This is a genomic window from Mesorhizobium wenxiniae (assembly GCF_002284535.1).
GTDB classification, from domain to species: domain Bacteria; phylum Pseudomonadota; class Alphaproteobacteria; order Rhizobiales; family Rhizobiaceae; genus Mesorhizobium; species Mesorhizobium wenxiniae.
This window is the reverse complement of sequence record NZ_NPKH01000034.1, coordinates 20,278-39,398: the sequence shown is the minus strand read 5'-3', so window position 1 is coordinate 39,398 and position 19,121 is coordinate 20,278. Positions and strand designations below refer to the sequence as shown.

14 protein-coding genes, 1 tRNA gene and 1 pseudogene are annotated in these 19,121 nt (G+C 63.6%); 10 read left to right on the top strand and 6 right to left on the bottom strand.

Going from position 1 to position 19,121, the window contains the following annotated elements; all coding sequences use genetic code 11:
* Positions 1-108 precede the first annotated feature (108 nt).
* A complete protein-coding gene (mutS, locus tag CIT31_RS26570) occupies positions 109-2,859 on the top strand; it encodes a DNA mismatch repair protein MutS (RefSeq protein ID WP_095521045.1) in 2,751 nt (916 codons plus the stop codon).
* Between the two features lie 51 nt (positions 2,860-2,910).
* Here the strand turns inward: mutS and CIT31_RS26565 are convergent, their stop codons facing one another.
* The 3 genes from CIT31_RS26565 to CIT31_RS26555 all read right to left on the bottom strand — a co-directional run bounded on the left by CIT31_RS26565 (position 2,911) and on the right by CIT31_RS26555 (position 6,784).
* Positions 2,911-3,756 carry an aldo/keto reductase gene (locus CIT31_RS26565; protein WP_095521044.1) on the bottom strand — a complete coding sequence of 282 codons (846 nt, stop codon included), beginning with the start codon at positions 3,754-3,756 and terminating at the stop codon, positions 2,911-2,913.
* A 78-nt stretch (positions 3,757-3,834) separates the two neighbouring features.
* A complete protein-coding gene (gene copM / locus CIT31_RS26560; RefSeq protein ID WP_095521043.1) occupies positions 3,835-4,236 on the bottom strand; it encodes a CopM family metallochaperone in 402 nt (133 codons plus the stop codon).
* A 43-nt stretch (positions 4,237-4,279) separates the two neighbouring features.
* A complete protein-coding gene (locus CIT31_RS26555) occupies positions 4,280-6,784 on the bottom strand; it encodes a heavy metal translocating P-type ATPase (RefSeq protein ID WP_095521042.1) in 2,505 nt (834 codons plus the stop codon).
* Between the two features lie 242 nt (positions 6,785-7,026).
* On the opposite strand from CIT31_RS26555, the gene CIT31_RS26550 reads away from it, so the two are divergent.
* The 5 genes from CIT31_RS26550 to CIT31_RS26525 all read left to right on the top strand — a co-directional run bounded on the left by CIT31_RS26550 (position 7,027) and on the right by CIT31_RS26525 (position 14,691).
* A complete protein-coding gene (locus CIT31_RS26550) occupies positions 7,027-9,828 on the top strand; it encodes a [protein-PII] uridylyltransferase (RefSeq protein ID WP_095521041.1) in 2,802 nt (933 codons plus the stop codon).
* 46 nt (positions 9,829-9,874) lie between these two features.
* Positions 9,875-11,488, top strand: coding sequence for a murein biosynthesis integral membrane protein MurJ (gene murJ / locus CIT31_RS26545; RefSeq protein ID WP_095521040.1), 1,614 nt, complete (start codon positions 9,875-9,877; stop codon positions 11,486-11,488).
* Positions 11,489-12,061: 573 nt separating this feature from the next.
* Positions 12,062-13,174 (top strand): tryptophan--tRNA ligase, encoded by a 1,113-nt coding sequence (gene trpS / locus CIT31_RS26535; protein ID WP_095521039.1) that lies wholly within the window; start codon positions 12,062-12,064, stop codon positions 13,172-13,174.
* 90 nt (positions 13,175-13,264) lie between these two features.
* On the top strand, positions 13,265-13,756 hold the full coding sequence (locus tag CIT31_RS26530) for a universal stress protein (protein WP_029347740.1): 492 nt from the start codon (positions 13,265-13,267) through the stop codon (positions 13,754-13,756).
* 365 nt (positions 13,757-14,121) lie between these two features.
* Positions 14,122-14,691: a NifU family protein gene (locus CIT31_RS26525; RefSeq protein WP_029347737.1), complete on the top strand. Its 570-nt coding sequence runs from the start codon at positions 14,122-14,124 to the stop codon at positions 14,689-14,691.
* 191 nt (positions 14,692-14,882) lie between these two features.
* Here the strand turns inward: CIT31_RS26525 and CIT31_RS26520 are convergent, their stop codons facing one another.
* The gene (locus CIT31_RS26520) at positions 14,883-15,500 is read right to left on the bottom strand and encodes a L,D-transpeptidase (protein ID WP_029347736.1); all 618 of its coding nucleotides are present in this window, start codon (positions 15,498-15,500) and stop codon (positions 14,883-14,885) included.
* 225 nt (positions 15,501-15,725) lie between these two features.
* Here CIT31_RS26520 and cueR point away from each other — a divergent pair.
* Positions 15,726-16,147, top strand: a pseudogene (gene cueR, locus CIT31_RS26515) (Cu(I)-responsive transcriptional regulator).
* A 42-nt stretch (positions 16,148-16,189) separates the two neighbouring features.
* On the opposite strand, the gene CIT31_RS26510 reads toward cueR, so the two are convergent.
* On the bottom strand, positions 16,190-16,516 hold the full coding sequence (locus CIT31_RS26510) for a GYD domain-containing protein (protein WP_095521038.1): 327 nt from the start codon (positions 16,514-16,516) through the stop codon (positions 16,190-16,192).
* Between the two features lie 150 nt (positions 16,517-16,666).
* Between CIT31_RS26510 and CIT31_RS26505 the strand changes: the two genes are divergently transcribed.
* The 3 genes from CIT31_RS26505 to CIT31_RS26495 all read left to right on the top strand — a co-directional run bounded on the left by CIT31_RS26505 (position 16,667) and on the right by CIT31_RS26495 (position 17,730).
* Complete coding sequence (locus CIT31_RS26505) at positions 16,667-17,017, top strand: DUF1330 domain-containing protein (RefSeq protein ID WP_095521037.1); 351 nt, start codon at positions 16,667-16,669, stop codon at positions 17,015-17,017.
* A gap of 23 nt (positions 17,018-17,040) precedes the next feature.
* Positions 17,041-17,114 (top strand) — tRNA-Cys (locus tag CIT31_RS26500).
* 115 nt (positions 17,115-17,229) lie between these two features.
* Positions 17,230-17,730 carry an MmcB family DNA repair protein gene (locus tag CIT31_RS26495; protein ID WP_095521036.1) on the top strand — a complete coding sequence of 167 codons (501 nt, stop codon included), beginning with the start codon at positions 17,230-17,232 and terminating at the stop codon, positions 17,728-17,730.
* A gap of 95 nt (positions 17,731-17,825) precedes the next feature.
* Here the strand turns inward: CIT31_RS26495 and nhaA are convergent, their stop codons facing one another.
* Complete coding sequence (gene nhaA, locus CIT31_RS26490) at positions 17,826-19,022, bottom strand: Na+/H+ antiporter NhaA (RefSeq protein ID WP_095521151.1); 1,197 nt, start codon at positions 19,020-19,022, stop codon at positions 17,826-17,828.
* Positions 19,023-19,121: the final 99 nt, after the last annotated feature.

Here is a 19,121-nt window from a genome sequence, read left to right as displayed (position 1 = left end):
CGTCGAGACGGGCGCAATGCTTTCTTTTGTGGAACGTTCGGGATTAAGGCTACACTTCGCCGCTGTAAACCGCCAAGCAGATAGCTCGGGAATTTTGGAAGCAGCTTCTTGAACGACGAAACGCCCATTCGCAGCGACAGCGCTACGCCGGCCTTTGCGCCGGCGACGCCGATGATGGAGCAGTATATCGAGATCAAGGCGGCGAACCCGGATTCGCTGCTGTTCTACCGCATGGGCGATTTCTACGAGCTGTTCTTCGACGACGCCGAGAAGGCGAGCCGGGCGCTTGGCATCGTCCTGACCAAGCGCGGCAAGCACCAGGGCCTCGACATCCCGATGTGCGGCGTGCCGGTGCATGCCGCCGACGACTACCTGCAGAAGCTGATCGGACAAGGGTTCCGCGTCGCCGTCTGCGAGCAGATCGAGGATCCGGCCGAGGCGAAGAAACGCGGCGGCAAGTCGGTGGTGCGCCGCGACGTGGTGCGCTTGGTGACGCCCGGCACCATCACCGAGGACAAGTTGCTGGCGCCGTCAGAATCGAGCTTTTTGATGGCGCTTGGCCGGGTCAAGGGCGGGGCCGAGCCAAGAGGCGGGGAGCGCGGCAGCGCGACAGGGAACCAAGGAAGTTTTGCGCTGGCCTGGATCGAGATCTCGACCGGCGCCTTCCGCGTTGCCGAGACCACCGCAGACCGGCTGCTCGCCGACGTCTTTCGCGTCGACCCGCGCGAGCTGATTGTCGCCGAGCCGGTGTTTTACGATCCCGAGCTGAAACCGGTGTTCGACGTGCTCGGCCGGGTCGCCAATCCGCAGCCGCCGAGCCTGTTCGACTCGGCATCAGCCGCCGGGCGCATCGCCCGTTTCTTCGCGGTGGCGACGCCGGACAGTTTCGGCACGTTTTCCCGCGCCGAGCTATCGGCGATCTCAGGCGCTATCGCTTATATCGAAAAAACGCAGAAGGCCGAGCGGCCGCCGCTATCGTGGCCCGAGCGCGAGGAGCAGGGTTCGACGCTGTTCATCGATCCGGCGACACGCGCCAATCTGGAGCTGCTGCGCACCCTTTCCGGCAGCCGCGAGGGCTCGCTGTTCAAGGCGATCGACCGCACGGTGACCGGCGGTGGGGCGCGACTGCTCGCCGATCGGCTGATGGCGCCGCTGACCGATCCGGCGGCAATTGGTGCAAGGTTGGATTCGGTGTCGTTCTTCCGGTCGGAGACACGACTGTGCCAGGCGGTGCGGGCGAGCCTGAAGAGCGTCGCCGACATGCCTCGCGCCCTGTCGCGGCTGGCGCTCAACCGCGGCGGCCCGCGCGATCTCGGCGCGCTGCGTGCCGGGTTCGACGCTGCCGGCACTATTGCCGAACTGTTCGGGGCGACCGCCCTTCCGCAAGAACTGGCGGCGGCGCTGGCGGCGATCGAGGCGCTGCCACGTCCGCTGGCCGAGCATCTGACGCAGGCGCTCAGTGACGAGCTGCCGCTGCTCAAGCGCGACGGCGGCTTCGTCCGCAGCGGCTACCACGTTGAGCTCGACGAGATGCGGGCACTGCGCGATGAATCGCGCAAGGTGATTGCCGGGCTGGAGCGCTCGCTGATCGACGAAACCGGCATCCGCTCGCTGAAAATCCGGCACAACAATGTGCTTGGCTATTATATCGAAGTCACCGCCAACCACCATGCGATCATGACGACCAGCGATGGAGCGAAGGCGCGCTTCATCCATCGTCAGACCATGGCCAATGCCATGCGCTTCACCACGACCGAACTCGCCGAGCTGGAATCGAAGATCGCCAATGCCGCCGACCGGGCGCTGGCGATCGAGCTTGCCGCCTTCGACAGGCTGACGGCGGAAGCGGTCGGCCAGGCGGACAAGATCCGCGGCGGCGCAGAAGCGCTTGCCGTGGTCGACGTGTCGGCGGCACTTGCGCTGCTTTCCGAAAGCGAAGCCTGGTGCCGGCCCGTGGTGGACGCCAGCCTCGCCTTCGCAATTTCGGGCGGACGGCATCCGGTGGTGGAACAGTCTCTGCGGCGTTCGGGCGAAGGATCGTTCGTCGCCAATGATTGCGATCTATCGCCGGAAGGCGATGCCAAGAACGGCGCGATCTGGCTGCTGACCGGCCCCAATATGGGCGGCAAATCGACCTTCCTCAGGCAGAACGCGCTGATCGCCATCCTCGCCCAGACCGGCTCCTTCGTGCCGGCGGCATCAGCCCATATCGGCGTCGTCGACCGGCTGTTTTCACGTGTCGGGGCCTCGGACGATCTGGCGCGCGGCCGCTCGACCTTCATGGTCGAGATGGTCGAAACGGCGGCGATCCTCAATCAGGCCGGCGAACGCGCGCTGGTGATCCTGGACGAGATCGGCCGCGGCACAGCTACCTTCGACGGCCTGTCGATCGCCTGGGCGGCGGTCGAGTATCTGCACGAGAAGAACCGTTGCCGGGCGATCTTCGCCACCCACTTCCACGAGATGACGGCGCTGGCCAGCAAACTCGCTCGGCTGCACAACGTCACCATGCGGGTCAAGGAATGGGCGGGCGACGTGGTCTTCCTGCACGAGGTCGGCAAGGGTGCCGCCGACCGCTCCTACGGCGTGCAGGTGGCGCGTCTGGCCGGCTTGCCGGAAGCGGTGGTCGGGCGGGCCAGGGAAGTGCTGCACCAGCTGGAAGCGGGCGAGGTTTCGGGCAAGGCAAACCGGCTGGTCGACGATCTGCCGCTGTTTTCGGTGGCGGTGAAACGAGAGGCGCCGAAGCCGGCAAACAGCGACGGACTGAGCGCGGCGCTAGGGGAGATCAATCCCGACGAGATGACGCCGAGGGAGGCGCTGGAAGCGCTGTATCGGCTGAAGGGAATGGCGGGGAAGTAGTCAGGCTTCGTACGATAGCGCAGGGAACGCGACCCTAGGTCCTGCGCCACCTCAAATCATCTGCAGCCCGCGCTTGCGGGTCGGTGGCGGGAAGGCACGGTCGATTTCTGCGGAATCTTCCGAGGTGAGCTCGATGTCCAACGCAGCGACATTCTGGCGGATATGCTCTTGCCTGCCGGCCTTTGGGATGGCGATGACGCCGTCCTGTGCCATCAGCCAGGCCAGCGCCAACTGAGCCGCCGTGGCATTGTGGCGGGCGGCGATGGCTTCGAGCGTGGTATTGCGCGCCAATACGCCCTGATCGACCGGCGAATAGGCCATCAGCGGAATGCCGCGTTGCCGGCTCCAGGGCGCAAGGTCGAATTCGGGGCCGCGCTGGGACAGATTGTAGAGGATCTGGTTGGTCTGGACGCTGTCGCCGGCCGGCAGGCTGACCAGTTCCTCCATCTCATGGGTGTCGAAATTGCTGACGCCCCAGTGGCGGATCTTGCCGGCCTTTTTCAACGCGTCGAAGGCCTCGACCGTTTCCGCCAGAGGCAGGCTGCCGGGCCAGTGCAGCAGATAGAGATCGATACGGTCGGTGCGCAGATGCCTGAGGCTTCTGTCGCAGGCCGCCGGAACGCCGATGCGCGAGGCGTTGGACGGCAGCACCTTGGAGACCAGGAACACCTCGTCGCGGCGCCCGGCAATGGCATCCGCCACCACCTCCTCGGCCCCTCCGCTGGCATACATTTCGGCGGTGTCGATCAGCGTCATGCCGAGATCGAGCCCGAGCTTCAGCGCGTTGACCTCATCGGCATGGCGGCTGAAATCCTCGCCCATCTTCCACGTGCCCTGACCCAGCACGGGAACGGCTTCGCCCGAGGGCAATGTGGTGGTTCTTATTGTTGATGGCATGGCGCGCTCCAGTCGACGCCGATGGCAGCACACCGTTCGGGAGAAATCCACCCCGGATTTCCCGCGAGCTGGCTGGTGCTACTCCACCGGATGGGCGGCCAGCCAATCCTGCATCTGCTTGATCTCGGCTTCCTGCGCCGCGATCACCGCTTCGGCCATTTTGCGCATTTCCGGATCCTTGCCATTGGCAAGCTCGATCTTGGCCATGTCGATTGCGGCCTGATGATGCGGGATCATGCCGCGGGCGAAATCGACATCGGTATTGCCGGAAGGTTCGATCGCCATCATGGCGGTGTGCATCTTGTCCATCGCCGCCTTGTACCCGTTGGTCGAGGGACTTTGCGCGCCCATCGCGCCCATGTCGTGCGCCCCCTTGTCGTGTTTCATCTCCTGGGCTTGCGACGGAATGCTTTCGAGGAAAACGGCAAGCAGCATTCCGGCCGCCATGAGCAGCAGCACGATCTTCTTGGCCAAGGTCATTCATGATCTCCTTTTTGAACGAATTTCTATCTGGAGGCTTGGCTCAGAGTCTCAACGTCCTGAGCCGCAACGCGTTGGTGATGACCGAAACCGAGGACAGGCTCATCGCCGCTGCCGCAATCATCGGCGACAATAGCGTGCCGGTGAGCGGATAGAGCACGCCGGCGGCAACCGGCACGCCAAGCACGTTGTAGAGGAAGGCGAAGAACAGGTTCTGGCGGATGTTGCGGATCGTCGCCTGGGCGAGCGTGCGGGCCCGGACGATGCCGTTGAGATCGCCCTTGACCAGCGTGATCCCAGCGCTTTCGACCGCTACATCAGCGCCGGTGCCCATGGCGATGCCGACATCGGCGGCGGCCAGCGCCGGCGCGTCGTTGACGCCGTCGCCGGCCATGGCGACGCCGGCGCCCCTGGCGCGCAACTCCTCGACCAGCGCACTCTTCTGTTCCGGCAGCAGGCCGGCACGCACCTCGTCGATGCCGAGTTTGCTGGCGATGGCTTTCGCCGTGCGTTCGTTATCGCCGGTCGCCATGATGATCTTGAGGCCGCGGTCGTGCAGCGCCTTGATCGCTTCTGATGTCGTTGCCTTGATCGGGTCGGCGACGGCGACGATGCCGGCCAGTTTCTTGCCGACGGCGACGAACATCGCGGTCTTGCCTTCGGCCTGCAGCGCTTCGGCACTGGTCGAGATGGATGCGATATCGATGCCGAGATCGGCCATCAGCGCGGCGTTGCCGAGCGCGACGTTCTTTCCCAACACCGTGCCGGAAACGCCCTTGCCGGTCACCGCCTCGAAACCGCCGACGTCGGGAATCTTTACCCCGCGTTCACGGGCGCCTTCGACGATCGCCTCGGCCAGCGGATGCTCCGAGCCTTTTTCGAGGCCGGCGGCAAATGCCAGCAGATCATCCTGCGTTATGCCTTCGGCCGCGACGAGGTCGGTCAATCTCGGCCGGCCTTCGGTCAATGTGCCGGTCTTGTCGACGATCAGCGTGTCGACCGAAGCAAAGCGTTCGAGCGCCTCGGCATCCTTGATCAGCACGCCGGCATGCGCGCCGCGCCCCGTGGCAGTCATGATCGACATAGGCGTGGCAAGCCCCAGCGCGCAAGGACAGGCGATGATCAACACCGAGACCGCAGAGACGATGGCAAAGATGAGGCTGGGTTGCGGCCCGAAGATCGCCCAGGCGATGAACGCAACGATCGCAACCACCACGACGGCCGGGACGAAATAGAAGGAGACGCGGTCGGCCAGACCCTGGATCGGCGCGCGCGAACGCTGCGCCTTGGCGACGAGCTCGACGATCCGCGCCAGCGTGGTTTCGGCGCCGATCCTCTCGGCGCGCATGATCAGCGAACCGTTCTTGTTGAGCGTGCCGCCGGTTAGGGGGTCGCCTTCGGTCTTTTCGACCGGCAGCGGCTCGCCTGACAGCATCGATTCGTCGATGGAAGAGCGGCCTTCCAGCACGATGCCGTCGACCGGCACGGCATCGCCGGGGCGGATGCGCAGGCGATCGCCGGCCTTGACCGTGTCGAGCGGCACGTCGTTTTCGGAACCGTCCTCGCCGATCAGCCGCGCGGTCTTCGGCGCGAGGTCGAGCAGCGCGCGGATCGCCGAGCCGGTTTTCTCACGGGCGCGCAACTCCAGCACCTGGCCGAGGAAAACCAGCGCCACGATGACGGCGGCCGCCTCGAAATAGACCGGCACCGTGCCCTCATGACCGCGGAACTGGTGCGGAAATATATCCGGGAACAGCGCGGCGACGACGCTGTAGAGATAGGCCGCACCAACGCCGAGCGAAATCAGCGTCCACATGTTGGGGCTGCGGTTGAGAACCGAATCCCAGCCGCGATGGAAGAAAGGGAATGCCGCCCACAGCACAACCGGGCTGGCCAGCGCCAATTCCACCCAGATCTTCGCCGAATCCTCGATGAAGGCGCTAAACGTCACACCGAGCATTGGCGCCATGGCGAATATCAGCAATGGCACCGACAACACGGCGCTCACCCAGAACCGCCTCGTGAAGTCGACCAGTTCCGGGTTCGGCCCCTCATCGCCGGTCGGCACGCCCATCGGCTCCAGCGCCATGCCGCAGATCGGGCAGGCGCCCGGCTTGTCGCGGACGATTTCGGGATGCATCGGGCAGGTGTATTGCGTGCCTTTCGGCATCGCCTGCGGCTCTGGCTTGTCGCCAAGATACTTTGCCGGCTCCGCCTCGAATTTCCCCTTGCAGCCGGCCGAACAAAAATAGAAGCCCTGGCCTTCATGCCGGGAAAAATGCTTCGCGGCGGCACGGTCGACACGCATGCCGCAGACCGGGTCGGTGGCGGTAAGGTACTTTTCCGGCTCGGCCGTGAATTTTGAACGGCAGCGCTCGCTGCAGAAATGATAGAGATGGCCGCCATGCTCGGCTGTCGGCTTGCCGGCGGCCGGATCGACGGTCATGCCGCAGACCGGATCGCGAATGACGGCGTCGGCGACGGACGGAACAGCTTTTGCCGCGCAGCAGCCGCTATGGGCGTGATGGTCATGGTCGGAATGCGTCATGCGGAAATGCCCCTGTGTCTCGGTTCTGAAACGGAGGTAGTGCTTCCAGTGACTGGAAGGTCAAGGACCAATTTCTGTTTTTCTTGCCGAGGCGCGCGCCAAACCGCCGGCGGACAATCCCGCATCCAGCCGCCGCCGCATGACATCGACGACTCCGTGGAGAGCGTGTCCGTCCGCCCCATACCCAGCGCCGCGAAAACGCGCTATAGACGCCGCCAAAACGGCGAGGCCGAACCGCACTTATGGCAAGAATCTCTCTAAAGCTCGATGAACTGATCGACAGCCAAGCCTTGCGCTGCGAGATGACGGCGCTGACCGCGGCCACGGCAGGCGACGGCTCCGGCAAGGCTGCGCGCGCCGGTGTTCTCCAGCTTCTCAAGGGCAGGCTGACCGCCGGCCGCAGCATCGCCGAACGCATGCTGATGGACGACGGCAGTGGCACCGCCTGCGCCGCCCGGCTGTCGCATCTCATGGACGAGATCATCCGCGCGCTCTACGATTTCGCCGCCAGCCATGTCTATCGCGTCAAAAACCCGTCATCGGCCGAACGCATGGCCGTCGTCGCAGTCGGCGGCTATGGCCGCGGCACGCTGGCGCCGGGATCCGACATCGATCTCCTCTTCCTGCTGCCCTACAAGCAGACGCCATGGGGCGAGCAGATCGTCGAATACATGCTCTACATACTTTGGGATCTGGGGCTAAAGGTCGGCCACGCCACCCGCAACATCGACGAATGCCTGCGGCTGTCGCGCACCGACATCACCATCCGCACCTCGATCCTGGAAGCGCGTTTCCTGTGGGGCGAGCAGAAGCTCTATGACGAGCTCTTGCAGCGTTTCGACCGCGAGGTGGTGCGCACGACCGGGCCCGAATATGTGCAGGCCAAGCTTGCCGAACGCGACGAGCGCCATGCCAAGGCCGGCGAAAGCCGCTATCTGGTCGAACCCAACGTCAAGGACGGCAAAGGCGGCCTGCGCGACCTGCAGACGCTGTTCTGGATCGGCAAGTATTTCTACCGGGTGCGCACCGGCGAGGAGCTGGTCGACAAGGGCGTCTTCACCGGCACCGAATACCGGGAGTTCCAGAAGGCCGAGGATTTCCTGTGGGCGGTGCGCTGCCACATGCATTTCCTCACCGGCAAAGCCGAGGAACGGCTGCATTTCGACATCCAGCGCGAGATCGCCGAGCGGCTGGGCTACACCACACATCCAGGCCTGTCGGCGGTCGAGCGCTTCATGAAGCATTACTTCCTCGTCGCCAAGGATGTCGGGGATCTCACCCGCATCTTCTGCGCTGCACTCGAGGAAGAGCAGGCCAAGCATGTGCCGGGCTTCAACCGCATCTTCCTCACGTTCTCGCGTCGCAAGCGCAAGCTTGCCGGCACGTCCGATTTCATTATCGACAACCATCGCATCAACGTCGCCGACGACCTGGTGTTCGAGCGCGATCCGGTCAATCTCTTGAGGCTGTTCTGGTTCGCCGACAAGCACGCGCTGGAATTTCACCCCGATGCGCTGAAGCTGCTGACCCGTTCGCTCGGCCTCGTCGGCAAGGCGCTCAGGCGCGACGAGGAAGCCAACCGGCTGTTCCTCGACATATTGACGTCGGACCGCAATGCCGAACTCAATCTCAGGCGCATGAACGAGGCGGGACTGCTGGCAAAGCTGATCCCGGATTTCGGCAAGATCGTCGCCATGATGCAGTTCTCGATGTACCACCACTATACGGTGGACGAGCACCTGATCCGCTGTATCGGCGTGTTGGCCGAGATCGAGCGTGGCGACGGTGAAAAGATCCACCCGCTTGCCCACACGCTGATGCCGGGACTGAAGAAAAGCCGTGAGGCGCTCTACGTCGCGGTGCTTTTGCACGACATCGCCAAGGGACGGCCCGAGGACCATTCCGAAGTGGGTGCCCGGATCGCGCGGCGCATCTGCCCGCATATGGGGCTGTCCGCGGCCGACACCGAAACAGTTGCCTGGCTGGTCGAGAACCACCTCGTCATGTCGATGACGGCACAGACCCGCGATCTCAACGACCGCAAGACAATCGAGGATTTCGCCGCGATCGTGCAGTCGGTCGAACGGCTGAAGCTGCTGCTCATCCTCACCGTCTGCGATATCAGAGGCGTCGGGCCGGGCGTCTGGAACGGCTGGAAAGGCCAATTGCTGCGCACGCTCTACTATGAGACCGAATTGCTGTTGACCGGGGGATTTTCGGAAGTGTCGCGCGCCGAGCGAACGGCGGCGGCACGCGAGCGGCTGGCCGAAGCGCTTGCCGATTGGTCCGAAAAAGCCCGCAAGCGCTATGTCGGCCTGCACTACGAGAACTATCTGCTGACGGTCGATCTCGCCGACCAGCTTCGCCACGCCGAATTCATCCGCGAGGCGGATGCGGCGGGCAAGAAGCTCGCCACGATGATCAAGACCCATCAGTTCGAGGCGGTGACCGAGATCACCGTGCTGGCGCAGGACCATCCCCGCCTGCTTTCGGTCATTGCCGGGGCATGTGTGGCGGCCGGCGGCAACATTGTCGACGCGCAGATCTTCACCACCGCCGATGGCCGCGCGCTGGACACCATCCTGATCTCGAGGGAATTCGACCGCGACGAGGACGAACGCCGCCGCGCCGGGCGCGTCGGCCGCCTGATCGAGGATGTGCTGTCGGGCAAGAGCTGGCTGCCGGAGATGATCGAGAAGCGCACCAAGCCGCGGCGCGGCGCCAAGGTCTTCCGCATCCCGCCGCGCGCCGAAATCCGCAACACGCTGTCGAACCGGTTCTCGGTGATCGAGGTCGAGGGGTTGGATCGGCCGGGCCTGCTGTCCGAGATCACCGGGGCGTTGTCCGACCTGTCGCTCGACATCGCGTCGGCACACATCACCACCTTCGGCGAAAAGGTCATCGATACCTTCTATGTAACCGATCTCACTGGCCAGAAGATCGACAGCCGGACGCGCATGGCCGCCATCCAAAACAGGCTGGTCGCGGTTCTCGAAGGCACCGCGCCGGAGCGCGGCGGCAAGGCCAAGGCCGCGGCCGAGTGACAACCACCATTTATTTGTCCCAATCCTGCAGGCAGTCTCCAGACGCATGAGCCTTGTCAAAAAGTTCGCGACGGTCGCTTCCGGCACGCTGATGAGCCGTGCCCTCGGCTTCGGCCGCGAGATGCTGATGGCGGCCGCACTCGGCACCGGGCCGATCGCCGACGCCTTCAACGCGGCGTTCCAGTTTCCCAATACCTTTCGTCGGCTGTTTGCCGAAGGCGCCTTCAATGCCGCCTTCGTGCCGCTGTTCGCCAAGGAAATCGAGACCTACGGCACCGATGGCGCCAAGCGCTTTTCGGAAGAGGTGTTCGGCGTGCTGTTCACGGCGCTGCTGGCGCTGACCATCGCCATGGAGCTGGCGATGCCGCTGATCGTGCGCTACCTGGTGGCGCCGGGCTTTGCCGACACGCCGGGAAAGTTCGAGATGACGGTCCGGCTTGCGACCATCATGTTTCCCTACCTGATCTGCATGTCGCTCGGCGCCATGATGGCCGGCATGCTGAATTCGCTGCGCCGCTATTTCGCCGCGGCGGTGGCGCCAGTGTTCCTCAACATCATCCTGATCGGCGTGCTCGCCTATTCCTGGCACAAGGGATCGGACGCGCGCACCGTCGGCTTCGCGTTGGCCTGGGGCGTGCTGGCGGCGGGGCTGGTGCAACTGGCGATCGTTTGGGTGGCGGTGCGCCATGCCGGCATCTCGATCGGTTTCCGCAGGCCAAAGATGACACCCAATGTCAAGCGGCTGCTGATCCTGGCGCTGCCGGCGGCAATCACCGGCGGCATCACTCAGATCAACCAGCTGATCGGCACCGCGATCGCCTCGGCGCAGGACAGTGCGGTGTCGTCGCTCGCCTATGCCGACCGTATCTACCAACTGCCGCTCGGCGTCGTCGGCGTCGCCGTCGCCATCGTGCTTCTGCCCGAACTGTCGCGGGCGCTGAAGTCAGGCAATCTGATCGAAGCGGCCAATCTGCAGAACCGGTCGGTGGAGTTCACCTTGTTCCTGACCTTGCCGGCGGCGGCGGCACTGCTGGTCATGTCGGAGCCGATCGTGGGGCTGGTCTACGAACGCGGGGCATTTGCCGCCAACAACTCGACGCCAATCGTGGCGGCAATCCTGGCGATCTTCGGCTTGGGTTTGCCGGCCTTTGTGCTGATCAAGGCGTTCACGCCCGGCTATTTCGCCCGCGAAGACACGCGCACGCCGATGATCTTCGCCGCCATCTCGGTGGCGGTGAACATCACCACCGCGCTGACGCTGTTTCCGCAGATGGGCGCGCCGGGCATCGCCGTCGCCTCGGCCGTCGCCGGCTGGGTCAATGCGCTGATGCTGCTCGGCGTGCTGATCCGGCGCGGTCACTGGGGCCGCGACGTACCACTCATGAGACGCATCCCACGGCTGGTGCTGTCGGCGGCGGTGATGGGGGCGGCGCTCTATTTTGCCGAGCACTGGTTTGCCGCCCAACTGGCCTCGGGCTCACCGCTGGTCGTCAAGGCTACGACGCTTCTCGCGCTGGTTGCCGGCGGAGCGTTGCTTTATTTCGTCACCGCCTTCGCCACCGGCGGCGCCGATTTCGGCATGATCCGGCGCAATGTCAGGCGGAAGGGATCGCCGCCTGTCAGTGAGCCGAACGATAGCGGCTCTGTCGACAAGCATTAGTCTTCACAGGACAGTTGGTCATAGACCGAGCGCGGCAGCGGGTTGCGCGCTTGCTTGCTAAGCTCAATCCCGAACTCGGCCCGAAGCCGTGCCGCCGTTTCCAGCGGCGTCTCACGATTGCGCCAACACCGCTGCTTTCCCACGACGTTGGCCAGGCAATCGCTTGAAACAAGCCGTGGCCCAATTGTCGTTGTCGGCGCCGCCCCTCATTGCCCTGCCGGGCATTTCTCCCCGTTTTACGGGGAGAAAGTAGCTGGCCGCAATGCCGGCGGCCCTCCTGCAACGTTAGCGACCGGTGAAACCGGCGATGACGGTGTCTTTCTCCCCGTCTCTTTATACGGGGAGAAATGTCCGGCAGGACAATGAGGGGCAGCGTCGGCCTGTCAAGCCGAGCGACAAGCGCAACAAGCGCGATGCCTCAAACAGTATGGAACAAGCAATCTGGCCCCAAGCGATTTGCCCCGCCGTGCTAGCCGACAACCTCTTGATCCGCTCCCCGCTCTCGTCCATAAGCGCGCCGTCGAAAGACTTTCGCCGCGTGCGAAACGGCCCTCCACAAGCCAGGGAAACACCATGACTGACTCCAATCAGCCCGCCTTCAATCAGCCTGCCTTCAATCAGCCTGCCTTCAAGCCACTTGTCTTTTCCGGCGTCCAGCCGACCGGCAATCTGCATCTCGGCAACTATCTCGGCGCCATCAAGAAATTCGTCGCCCTGCAGGACACCTCCGATTGCATCTATTGCGTCGTCGACCTGCATTCGCTGACCGCGCAGCTTGTCCATGACGATCTCAAGGACCAGACACGCTCGATCACCGCGGCGTTTCTCGCCTCCGGCATCGACCCGAAGAAGCACATCGTCTTCAACCAGTCGCGGGTCATGCAACACGCCGAGCTTGCCTGGATCTTCAACTGCGTGGCCCGCATCGGCTGGATGAACCGGATGACGCAGTTCAAGGACAAGGCCGGCAAGGACCGCGAGAATGCATCGCTCGGGCTGCTTGCCTATCCGAGCCTGATGGCCGCCGACATCCTCGTCTACCGCGCCACCCACGTGCCGGTCGGCGATGACCAGAAGCAGCATCTGGAGCTGACACGCGACATCGCGCAAAAATTCAACAACGACTTTTCGGACCGCATCGCCGGCCTTGGTGTCGGCGTCGAGATGAAGGTCGGCGAGGAGACGGTGAACGGTTATTTCCCGCTGACCGAGCCGATCATCGGCGGACCGGCGGCGCGCATCATGTCGCTGCGCGACGGCTCCAAGAAGATGTCGAAGTCGGACCCGTCGGACCTGTCGCGCATCAATTTGACCGACGATGCCGACAGCATCTCGAAGAAGATCCGCAAGGCCAAGACCGACCCCGAGGCATTGCCAAGTGAATTGGACGGCCTTGCCGGCCGGCCGGAAGCCGAAAACCTGGTCGGCATCTATGCGGGTCTGGCCGAGATATCGAAGGAGGCGGTGCTGAAAGAATTCGGCGGCCAGCAGTTTTCGGTGTTCAAGCCGGCGCTGGCCGACCTTGCCGTGGAAAAGCTGGCGCCGGTCGCCGGCGAGATGCGCCGCATTTCCGACGACCGCGCATATGTCGACGCAGTGCTGAGGGATGGCGGCGAACGCGCCGGCACACTGGCCGAAGCGACGATGAAGACCGTGCGCGACATCATCGGCCTGCTGCAAGGCTGATCTGCACCCGCCATCGCTGCACCCGCGGGTCGCTTGCGGCCGGGCTGTGGCGGTGGCAGATTGCGACCGAAACCATCGAACAGGGTGAACATGGTCTCCAAACGCCTCAGCCGCGAAGCCGGCCATCGCCGCAAATTCCTGGCGATCATCGACGACACGCCCGAATGCGAGCGGGCCGTCGCCTACGCCTCGAAGCGCGCGCAGAGCACCAGCGGCGTGCTGGTGCTGCTCTATGTGATCGAACCGGACGATTTCCAGCATTGGCTCGGTGTCGAGAAGATCATGCGCGAGGAGGCCACCGCCACCGCGCGGGCGGCGCTTGATGCGTACGCCAACAAGGTGCGCCAAAAGCTCGGCATCGAGCCGGAACTGGTGGTGCGCGAAGGCAAGCCGACGGAAGAGATCCACAAATTGATCGAGGAAGACCAGGATATCGCCATCCTCGTGCTGGCGGCCGGCGCCGGTAAAGAGGGCCCGGGGCCATTGGTCGGCGCGGTCGCCGGCAAGGGCGCCGCCTTTCCCATCCCAGTGACGGTGGTGCCGCAGAACCTGTCGGACGAAGAGATCGACAGCCTGGCCTAAGGTATGTTGATATTCAGGTGATGCCGGAGTGCGAATGGCGGCTTCCTGCGCTTCCGGTGCTCACGTACCCAAAAGTACGCTCCGCTCCGGTTCTCGGAAGCCACCCAGTCTGGTCGCGTCGCGCCCGACTTCGACTCCGACGCGGCCTGACCTGAATCTTCAACACCCTAAGCGCAAAATCCCTGGCCAGCGCAAAAATCGAAGTGCTGCAGCCCTGCACGTCCAATAAGGACGCGCGGTGCTGCAGAAGAAAATTCATTCTCTCGGGCGGCCGTTCCGGCGATGCCTTTGGCTTGAATGTCCCGCCGATAAGGCCTATTTAGAATTATTCCAAACTATCTGCCCGAATGGGCACGGAGACATCCATGTTCATCCAGACCGAATCGACGCCAAATCCGGCGACATTGAAGTTCCTGCCCGGCAAGGAAGTGCTTGTCGAAGGCACCGCCGATTTCCGCGATGCCGACAGCGCCGCTACGGCTTCGCCGCTGGCCGGCCGGCTGTTCGAGATCCCCGGCGTCACCGGCGTCTTCTTCGGCTATGATTTCATCACCGTGACCAAGGACGGGCCCGACTGGCAGCATCTGAAGCCGGCGATCCTCGGCGCCATCATGGAGCACTTCATGTCCGGCGCGCCGGTGATGGCCAAGGCCGGGCCCGCTGCCGAGACCAGCCAGACCGGCGAATTCTACGACAAGGCCGACGAGGAACTGGTCATCACCATCAAGGAATTGCTCGACACGCGGGTGCGCCCGGCCGTCGCCCAGGATGGCGGCGACATCACCTTCCGCGGCTTCGAGAACGGCACCGTGTTCCTGCACATGAAGGGCGCCTGCGCCGGCTGCCCGTCATCGACGGCGACGCTGAAGCACGGCATCCAGAACCTGCTCCGGCATTTTGTTCCCGAGGTGCAGCAGGTCGAACAGGTCTCTTAGAGACCCGGCTCAAAGAACGCCAATCCGCGATAGCCAGGGCAATCGCTTCGGGTTTGCGCTGCCGGGATCGACAATTGGTCTTTTGTCTGAAGCGATTGCTCTGGCGCGATAACAAAAAACCGGGCCAAAGTGCCCGGTTTTCTGTTCTGCGACGTCCATTTGTTGCCTAGACGGTCCGCGTATGAAAGTTTTTACAAGACTATCACTTTAGCGCCGACCGAGGTGCGGTCGTAGAGGTCGATGATATCCTGGTTCATCAGCCGGATGCAGCCCGACGACATCGCCTTGCCGATCGAGTTCCACTCCGGGCTGCCATGCAGGCGGTAGCCCGAATCGCCGCCCTTGTTGAACAGATACAGGGCGCGCGCGCCGAGTGGGTTGGTCAACCCCGGCTCCATGCCGCCGGCAAACTTGGCGAGCTCCGGCTGGCGCTTGATCATCGCCGAAGGCGGCGTCCAGGTCGGCCATTCGCGCTTCACCGCGATACGGGCGGTGCCGCGCCATTCAAAACCCTCGCGGCCGACGCCGATCCCGTAACGCATCGCCTCGCCGCCGCCCATGACATAATAGAGAAACTTGTTCTGCGTATCGACGACGATGGTGCCCGGCTTTTCATCGGTGTCGTAGCTAACGACCTGCCGGCGATACTTGAACGGCACCTTTTCGATCGGAATGCGCGGCAGTTGATAGCCCGCATCGGTCATCGGGCCATAGTTGTTGGTGAATATCTGCGAGCCGATGGTGCTGCAACCAGCAATAGCCGTCGACAGCGCAAGTGCGGCGACGATTGCGAATGACTTCATGCGCATGAAAAGGTCCGATGCCCCGCCCGAAATAGAGCGGCTCGAGACGGCCGCTTTGTCGCCATCATTCATGCTGGCATTTGCTTTGCTTGCCAAGCGCGCGATGCCTATATGCAGGGGCCTACATGCCGGTAAGTCCTCAACTGTGGCTTTTCGGCAACGGCGATCATAAGATTATGTAGGAAATTCAATGGGGCGGCCGCCAAGCCGCCGGAAGTCAAGGAACCCATCATGAATGTCGTAGATGCCGCCCAGCGTTCCGGCCTGCCGGCCAAGACCATTCGCTATTATGAGGAGATCGGCCTGATCCGTCCGGCGCGCGCCGGCAACGGCTACCGCGACTACGGGGCGACGACATCCCCCGGCTGACTTTCCTGCGCCGCGCGCGCAACCTCGGTTTTTCGATCGACGTCTGCCGCCAGCTGATGGCACTCTACCACGACCGTAGCCGCGCCAGCCATGACGTGCGCGAGATCGCCGCCGCGCATGTGACTGCAATCGAGGAGAAGGTGCGCGAGCTGCAGTCGATGCGCTCGACCTTGCAGAAGCTGATCCATGCCTGCCACGGCGACGACCGGCCGGACTGCCCGATCCTGGAGGATATTGCGGGGGCTGCGCATGCTGGAGATAAAATCGCTTTCGCGGCGGCATGAGCGACTAGCCTCCGACACTCCGCGAGGCCGCAAAGGGAGCCCTTACGACCCCGGCGGGCGATACCGGATCGACTTTGCCTTCCCAAGCGCTTGCATCGTCTCCTCGACGCTTAGGAGAACGGTGGTCTCGTACGAGTTGATCGCTCCTCCCGCACCGATGGCCAGCATGACAGATGCCATCGAAACGTTGTCTGGCGCCTCCCACAGGTTCCAGCCATCGTGCTCTCCGAACGCATACCAGAACCCGTGCAGCTTTCCGCCCACCGACTCGATGTAGGTGCGGGCTGCCTCGCGTCTATCCTCGGGGTTTTCGATCAAGCGCGCCCAGGTTTCGGGCGTATAGCTGAATCGTGAGAGATACATGGGCATGGTTCGTCTCCTCCCAGAGCTGCCCCCAACGAATGTAGTAAAGCGCCCGATACAGGGAGAGGCGACTCGTTTCCGAGGCTTAGTACCGCTGGCTTAGTTGCGAGGCCGCTAATGGAGCTGCTTCACTGGCTTTCTCAGGGAGTAAGGCCAATGGCAGCGTATCTCATTGCTGATGTAAACATAACCGATGCCGCCGTTTTCGAGGAATACCGCCGGGATGTGCCAGCAACCGAAGCGCGCTATGGGGGACGGTACATCGCTCGTGGCGGAGCCACCAAAGTGCTGGAAGGCGATTGGGAACCTCATCGCCTGGTCATTGTCGAGTTTCCGGACATGGCCTCCCTCATGGCATGGTACGGCTCTCCAGAGTACAGCCGGCTCAAAGCTATCCGTGAACGCTGCGCAAAGACGAGGATCATTGCTCTGGAGGGCGTGATCCCCGAACCGGATAATCGGCCAGAGAAAGGACATCCGGGCGTCGACAGGTTGACTAAGCGCTGATGGGTTGGGCATAGAGGCACCAAGGTCTGAGGGCGGGACGGTGACGCATCGGTCTGCAAAACCGACGTAGTGGGTTCAATTCCCACTCAGACCTCCAGCCACTGGCGCTAATTTTGTTCCGCTGTCGATTGTTTCCCGTTGGGTTTGTCAACCAGATAATCGCCTGAAGAAAACGGGTTCAAACCGTGAACAAAGTCTGGCATGGTGCTCCCATGCCAATCATCTCGCCTGTCCCTCTCAACCCGCTTATCGACGGCCGTCAGTCGGAGCGCGCCATCCTCGTGCGGCGTGGCGTGCAGCGGCTGCTCAAGGAAATGGGCGCGCATGTGCTGCCCGAACTGTCACTGGCGACCGGGCGCCGCGCCGACCTCGTCGCGCTGACCCGGCAGGGCGACATCTGGATCATCGAGATCAAATCCTCGATCGAGGATTTCAGGGTCGACCGTAAATGGCCGGACTACCGGCTGCATTCGGACCGCTTCTTCTTCGCCACGCATCCCGGCGTGCCCTCGGAGATCTTTCCACAGGAATGCGGTTTTATCCTTTCCGACGGCTATGGAGCCGAAATCCTGCGCGATGCGCCCGAGCACCGCATGGCGGCGGCGACACGCAAGGCGCTGATGCTGAGGATCGCGCGGGCCGGTGCAGCGCGGCTGCTCGCGGCGGAAATCGCCGGCGTCTCGGTGCCGGCGCTGGAGGGGGAGAGTGAGTAGGGTTTCTGAGCGCTTCGGTTAGTCTCACTGAAACGTTTATGCTCTTCCTACCCTTCGCGCTGCCCCTCATCTGCCTGGAAACCGCAGCGGCAGCTTTATTCCATCTCCTCGTCCGCCCCATTCGCCGCCGGCGCCACCAGCAGCACGGCGGCGCCGAGGATCGCGGCGATAAAGGACCCGGCGAGGATGCCGACCTTGACCGCGTCCTGCAGCTCGACATTGCTGGCGAAGGCGAGCAGGCCGATGAACAGGCTCATGGTGAAGCCGATGCCGCAGAGCAGCGAAATGCCGATCATGTGCAGCCAGCCGGCATTGACCGGCAGGTCGGCGAAGCCGAGCCGGATGGCAAGCGCGGAAGAACCGAACACGCCGACCAGCTTGCCGGCGACGAGGCCGGCGGCGACTCCCAGCGTCAGCGGCTCGACCAGGGCGGCTGCGCTCAGGCCGGCGAGCGAAACGCCGGCATTGGCGAAGCCGAAGATCGGGATGACGACGAACGGCACTATTCTGTGCAGGCCGTGCTCGAGCCGGTGCAGCGGCGAATGGTCGAGATCATGCCCGATGCCCGGGGAGACTTTCAAAGGTATGGTCAAGGCCAGCGCCACGCCGGCGAGCGTGGCATGGACGCCCGATTTCAGCACCAGCACCCACAGGACGACACCGAGCAGGATGTAGGGTACCAGCGTCAGCACCTTCATGCGGTTGAGCACGATCAGCAGAGCGATGACCGCGAAGGCGGCGCCGAGATAGGCGAGCGACAGGCCGGTCGTGTAGAACACCGCGATGATGATGACCGCGCCGAGGTCGTCGATGATGGCGAGCGCGGTGAGGAATACCTTCAGCGACCCCGGCACGCGGCTGCCGAGCAGCGACAGCACGCCGAGCGCAAACGCGATGTCAGTGGCGGTCGGGATCGCCCAGCCGGACAGAGCGGCCGGGTTGTCGAGGTTGATGGCGACATAGACAAGTGCCGGCACCAGCATGCCGCCGGCGGCGGCGATGCCGGGAAGGGCGCGCCGTGGCCAGGTGGAGAGCTGGCCATCCAGCATCTCGCGCTTGATCTCCAGGCCGACCAGCAGGAAGAACACGGCCATCAGGCCGTCATTGATCCAGTGCGATACGCTGAGCGGTCCGAGATAGGCGTGAAGGGCGTCGAAATAGGCTTCGGCCAGCGGCGAATTGGCGACGATCAGGGCCAGTGCCGCGGCTGCCATCAGGACGATGCCGCCTGCCGCCTCGCTGTCGAGGAATTCGCGTAGAATGGAGACCGGCCGTTGCTTCTGGTCCTGCATGTCGTCTCCGTCGCGTCGCCTACCCGCCGGCAGGGCCAACATCACCCGATGCGATGATGCGCAAACACCAATCGCAGGGGCAAGTCTCTACAGCGCTGC

Excerpts from the sequence above, each read along its gene's own strand:
- CIT31_RS26565 (WP_095521044.1), bottom strand. The coding sequence starts at position 3,756 with ATGCCATCAACAATAAGAACCACCACATTGCCCTCGGGCGAAGCCGTT.
- copM (WP_095521043.1), bottom strand. The coding sequence starts at position 4,236 with ATGACCTTGGCCAAGAAGATCGTGCTGCTGCTCATGGCGGCCGGAATG.
- CIT31_RS26555 (WP_095521042.1), bottom strand. The coding sequence starts at position 6,784 with ATGACGCATTCCGACCATGACCATCACGCCCATAGCGGCTGCTGCGCG.
- CIT31_RS26550 (WP_095521041.1), top strand. The coding sequence starts at position 7,027 with ATGGCAAGAATCTCTCTAAAGCTCGATGAACTGATCGACAGCCAAGCC.
- murJ (WP_095521040.1), top strand. The coding sequence starts at position 9,875 with ATGAGCCTTGTCAAAAAGTTCGCGACGGTCGCTTCCGGCACGCTGATG.
- trpS (WP_095521039.1), top strand. The coding sequence starts at position 12,062 with ATGACTGACTCCAATCAGCCCGCCTTCAATCAGCCTGCCTTCAATCAG.
- CIT31_RS26530 (WP_029347740.1), top strand. The coding sequence starts at position 13,265 with ATGGTCTCCAAACGCCTCAGCCGCGAAGCCGGCCATCGCCGCAAATTC.
- CIT31_RS26525 (WP_029347737.1), top strand. The coding sequence starts at position 14,122 with ATGTTCATCCAGACCGAATCGACGCCAAATCCGGCGACATTGAAGTTC.
- CIT31_RS26520 (WP_029347736.1), bottom strand. The coding sequence starts at position 15,500 with ATGCGCATGAAGTCATTCGCAATCGTCGCCGCACTTGCGCTGTCGACG.
- CIT31_RS26510 (WP_095521038.1), bottom strand. The coding sequence starts at position 16,516 with ATGCCCATGTATCTCTCACGATTCAGCTATACGCCCGAAACCTGGGCG.
- CIT31_RS26505 (WP_095521037.1), top strand. The coding sequence starts at position 16,667 with ATGGCAGCGTATCTCATTGCTGATGTAAACATAACCGATGCCGCCGTT.
- CIT31_RS26495 (WP_095521036.1), top strand. The coding sequence starts at position 17,230 with ATGCCAATCATCTCGCCTGTCCCTCTCAACCCGCTTATCGACGGCCGT.
- nhaA (WP_095521151.1), bottom strand. The coding sequence starts at position 19,022 with ATGCAGGACCAGAAGCAACGGCCGGTCTCCATTCTACGCGAATTCCTC.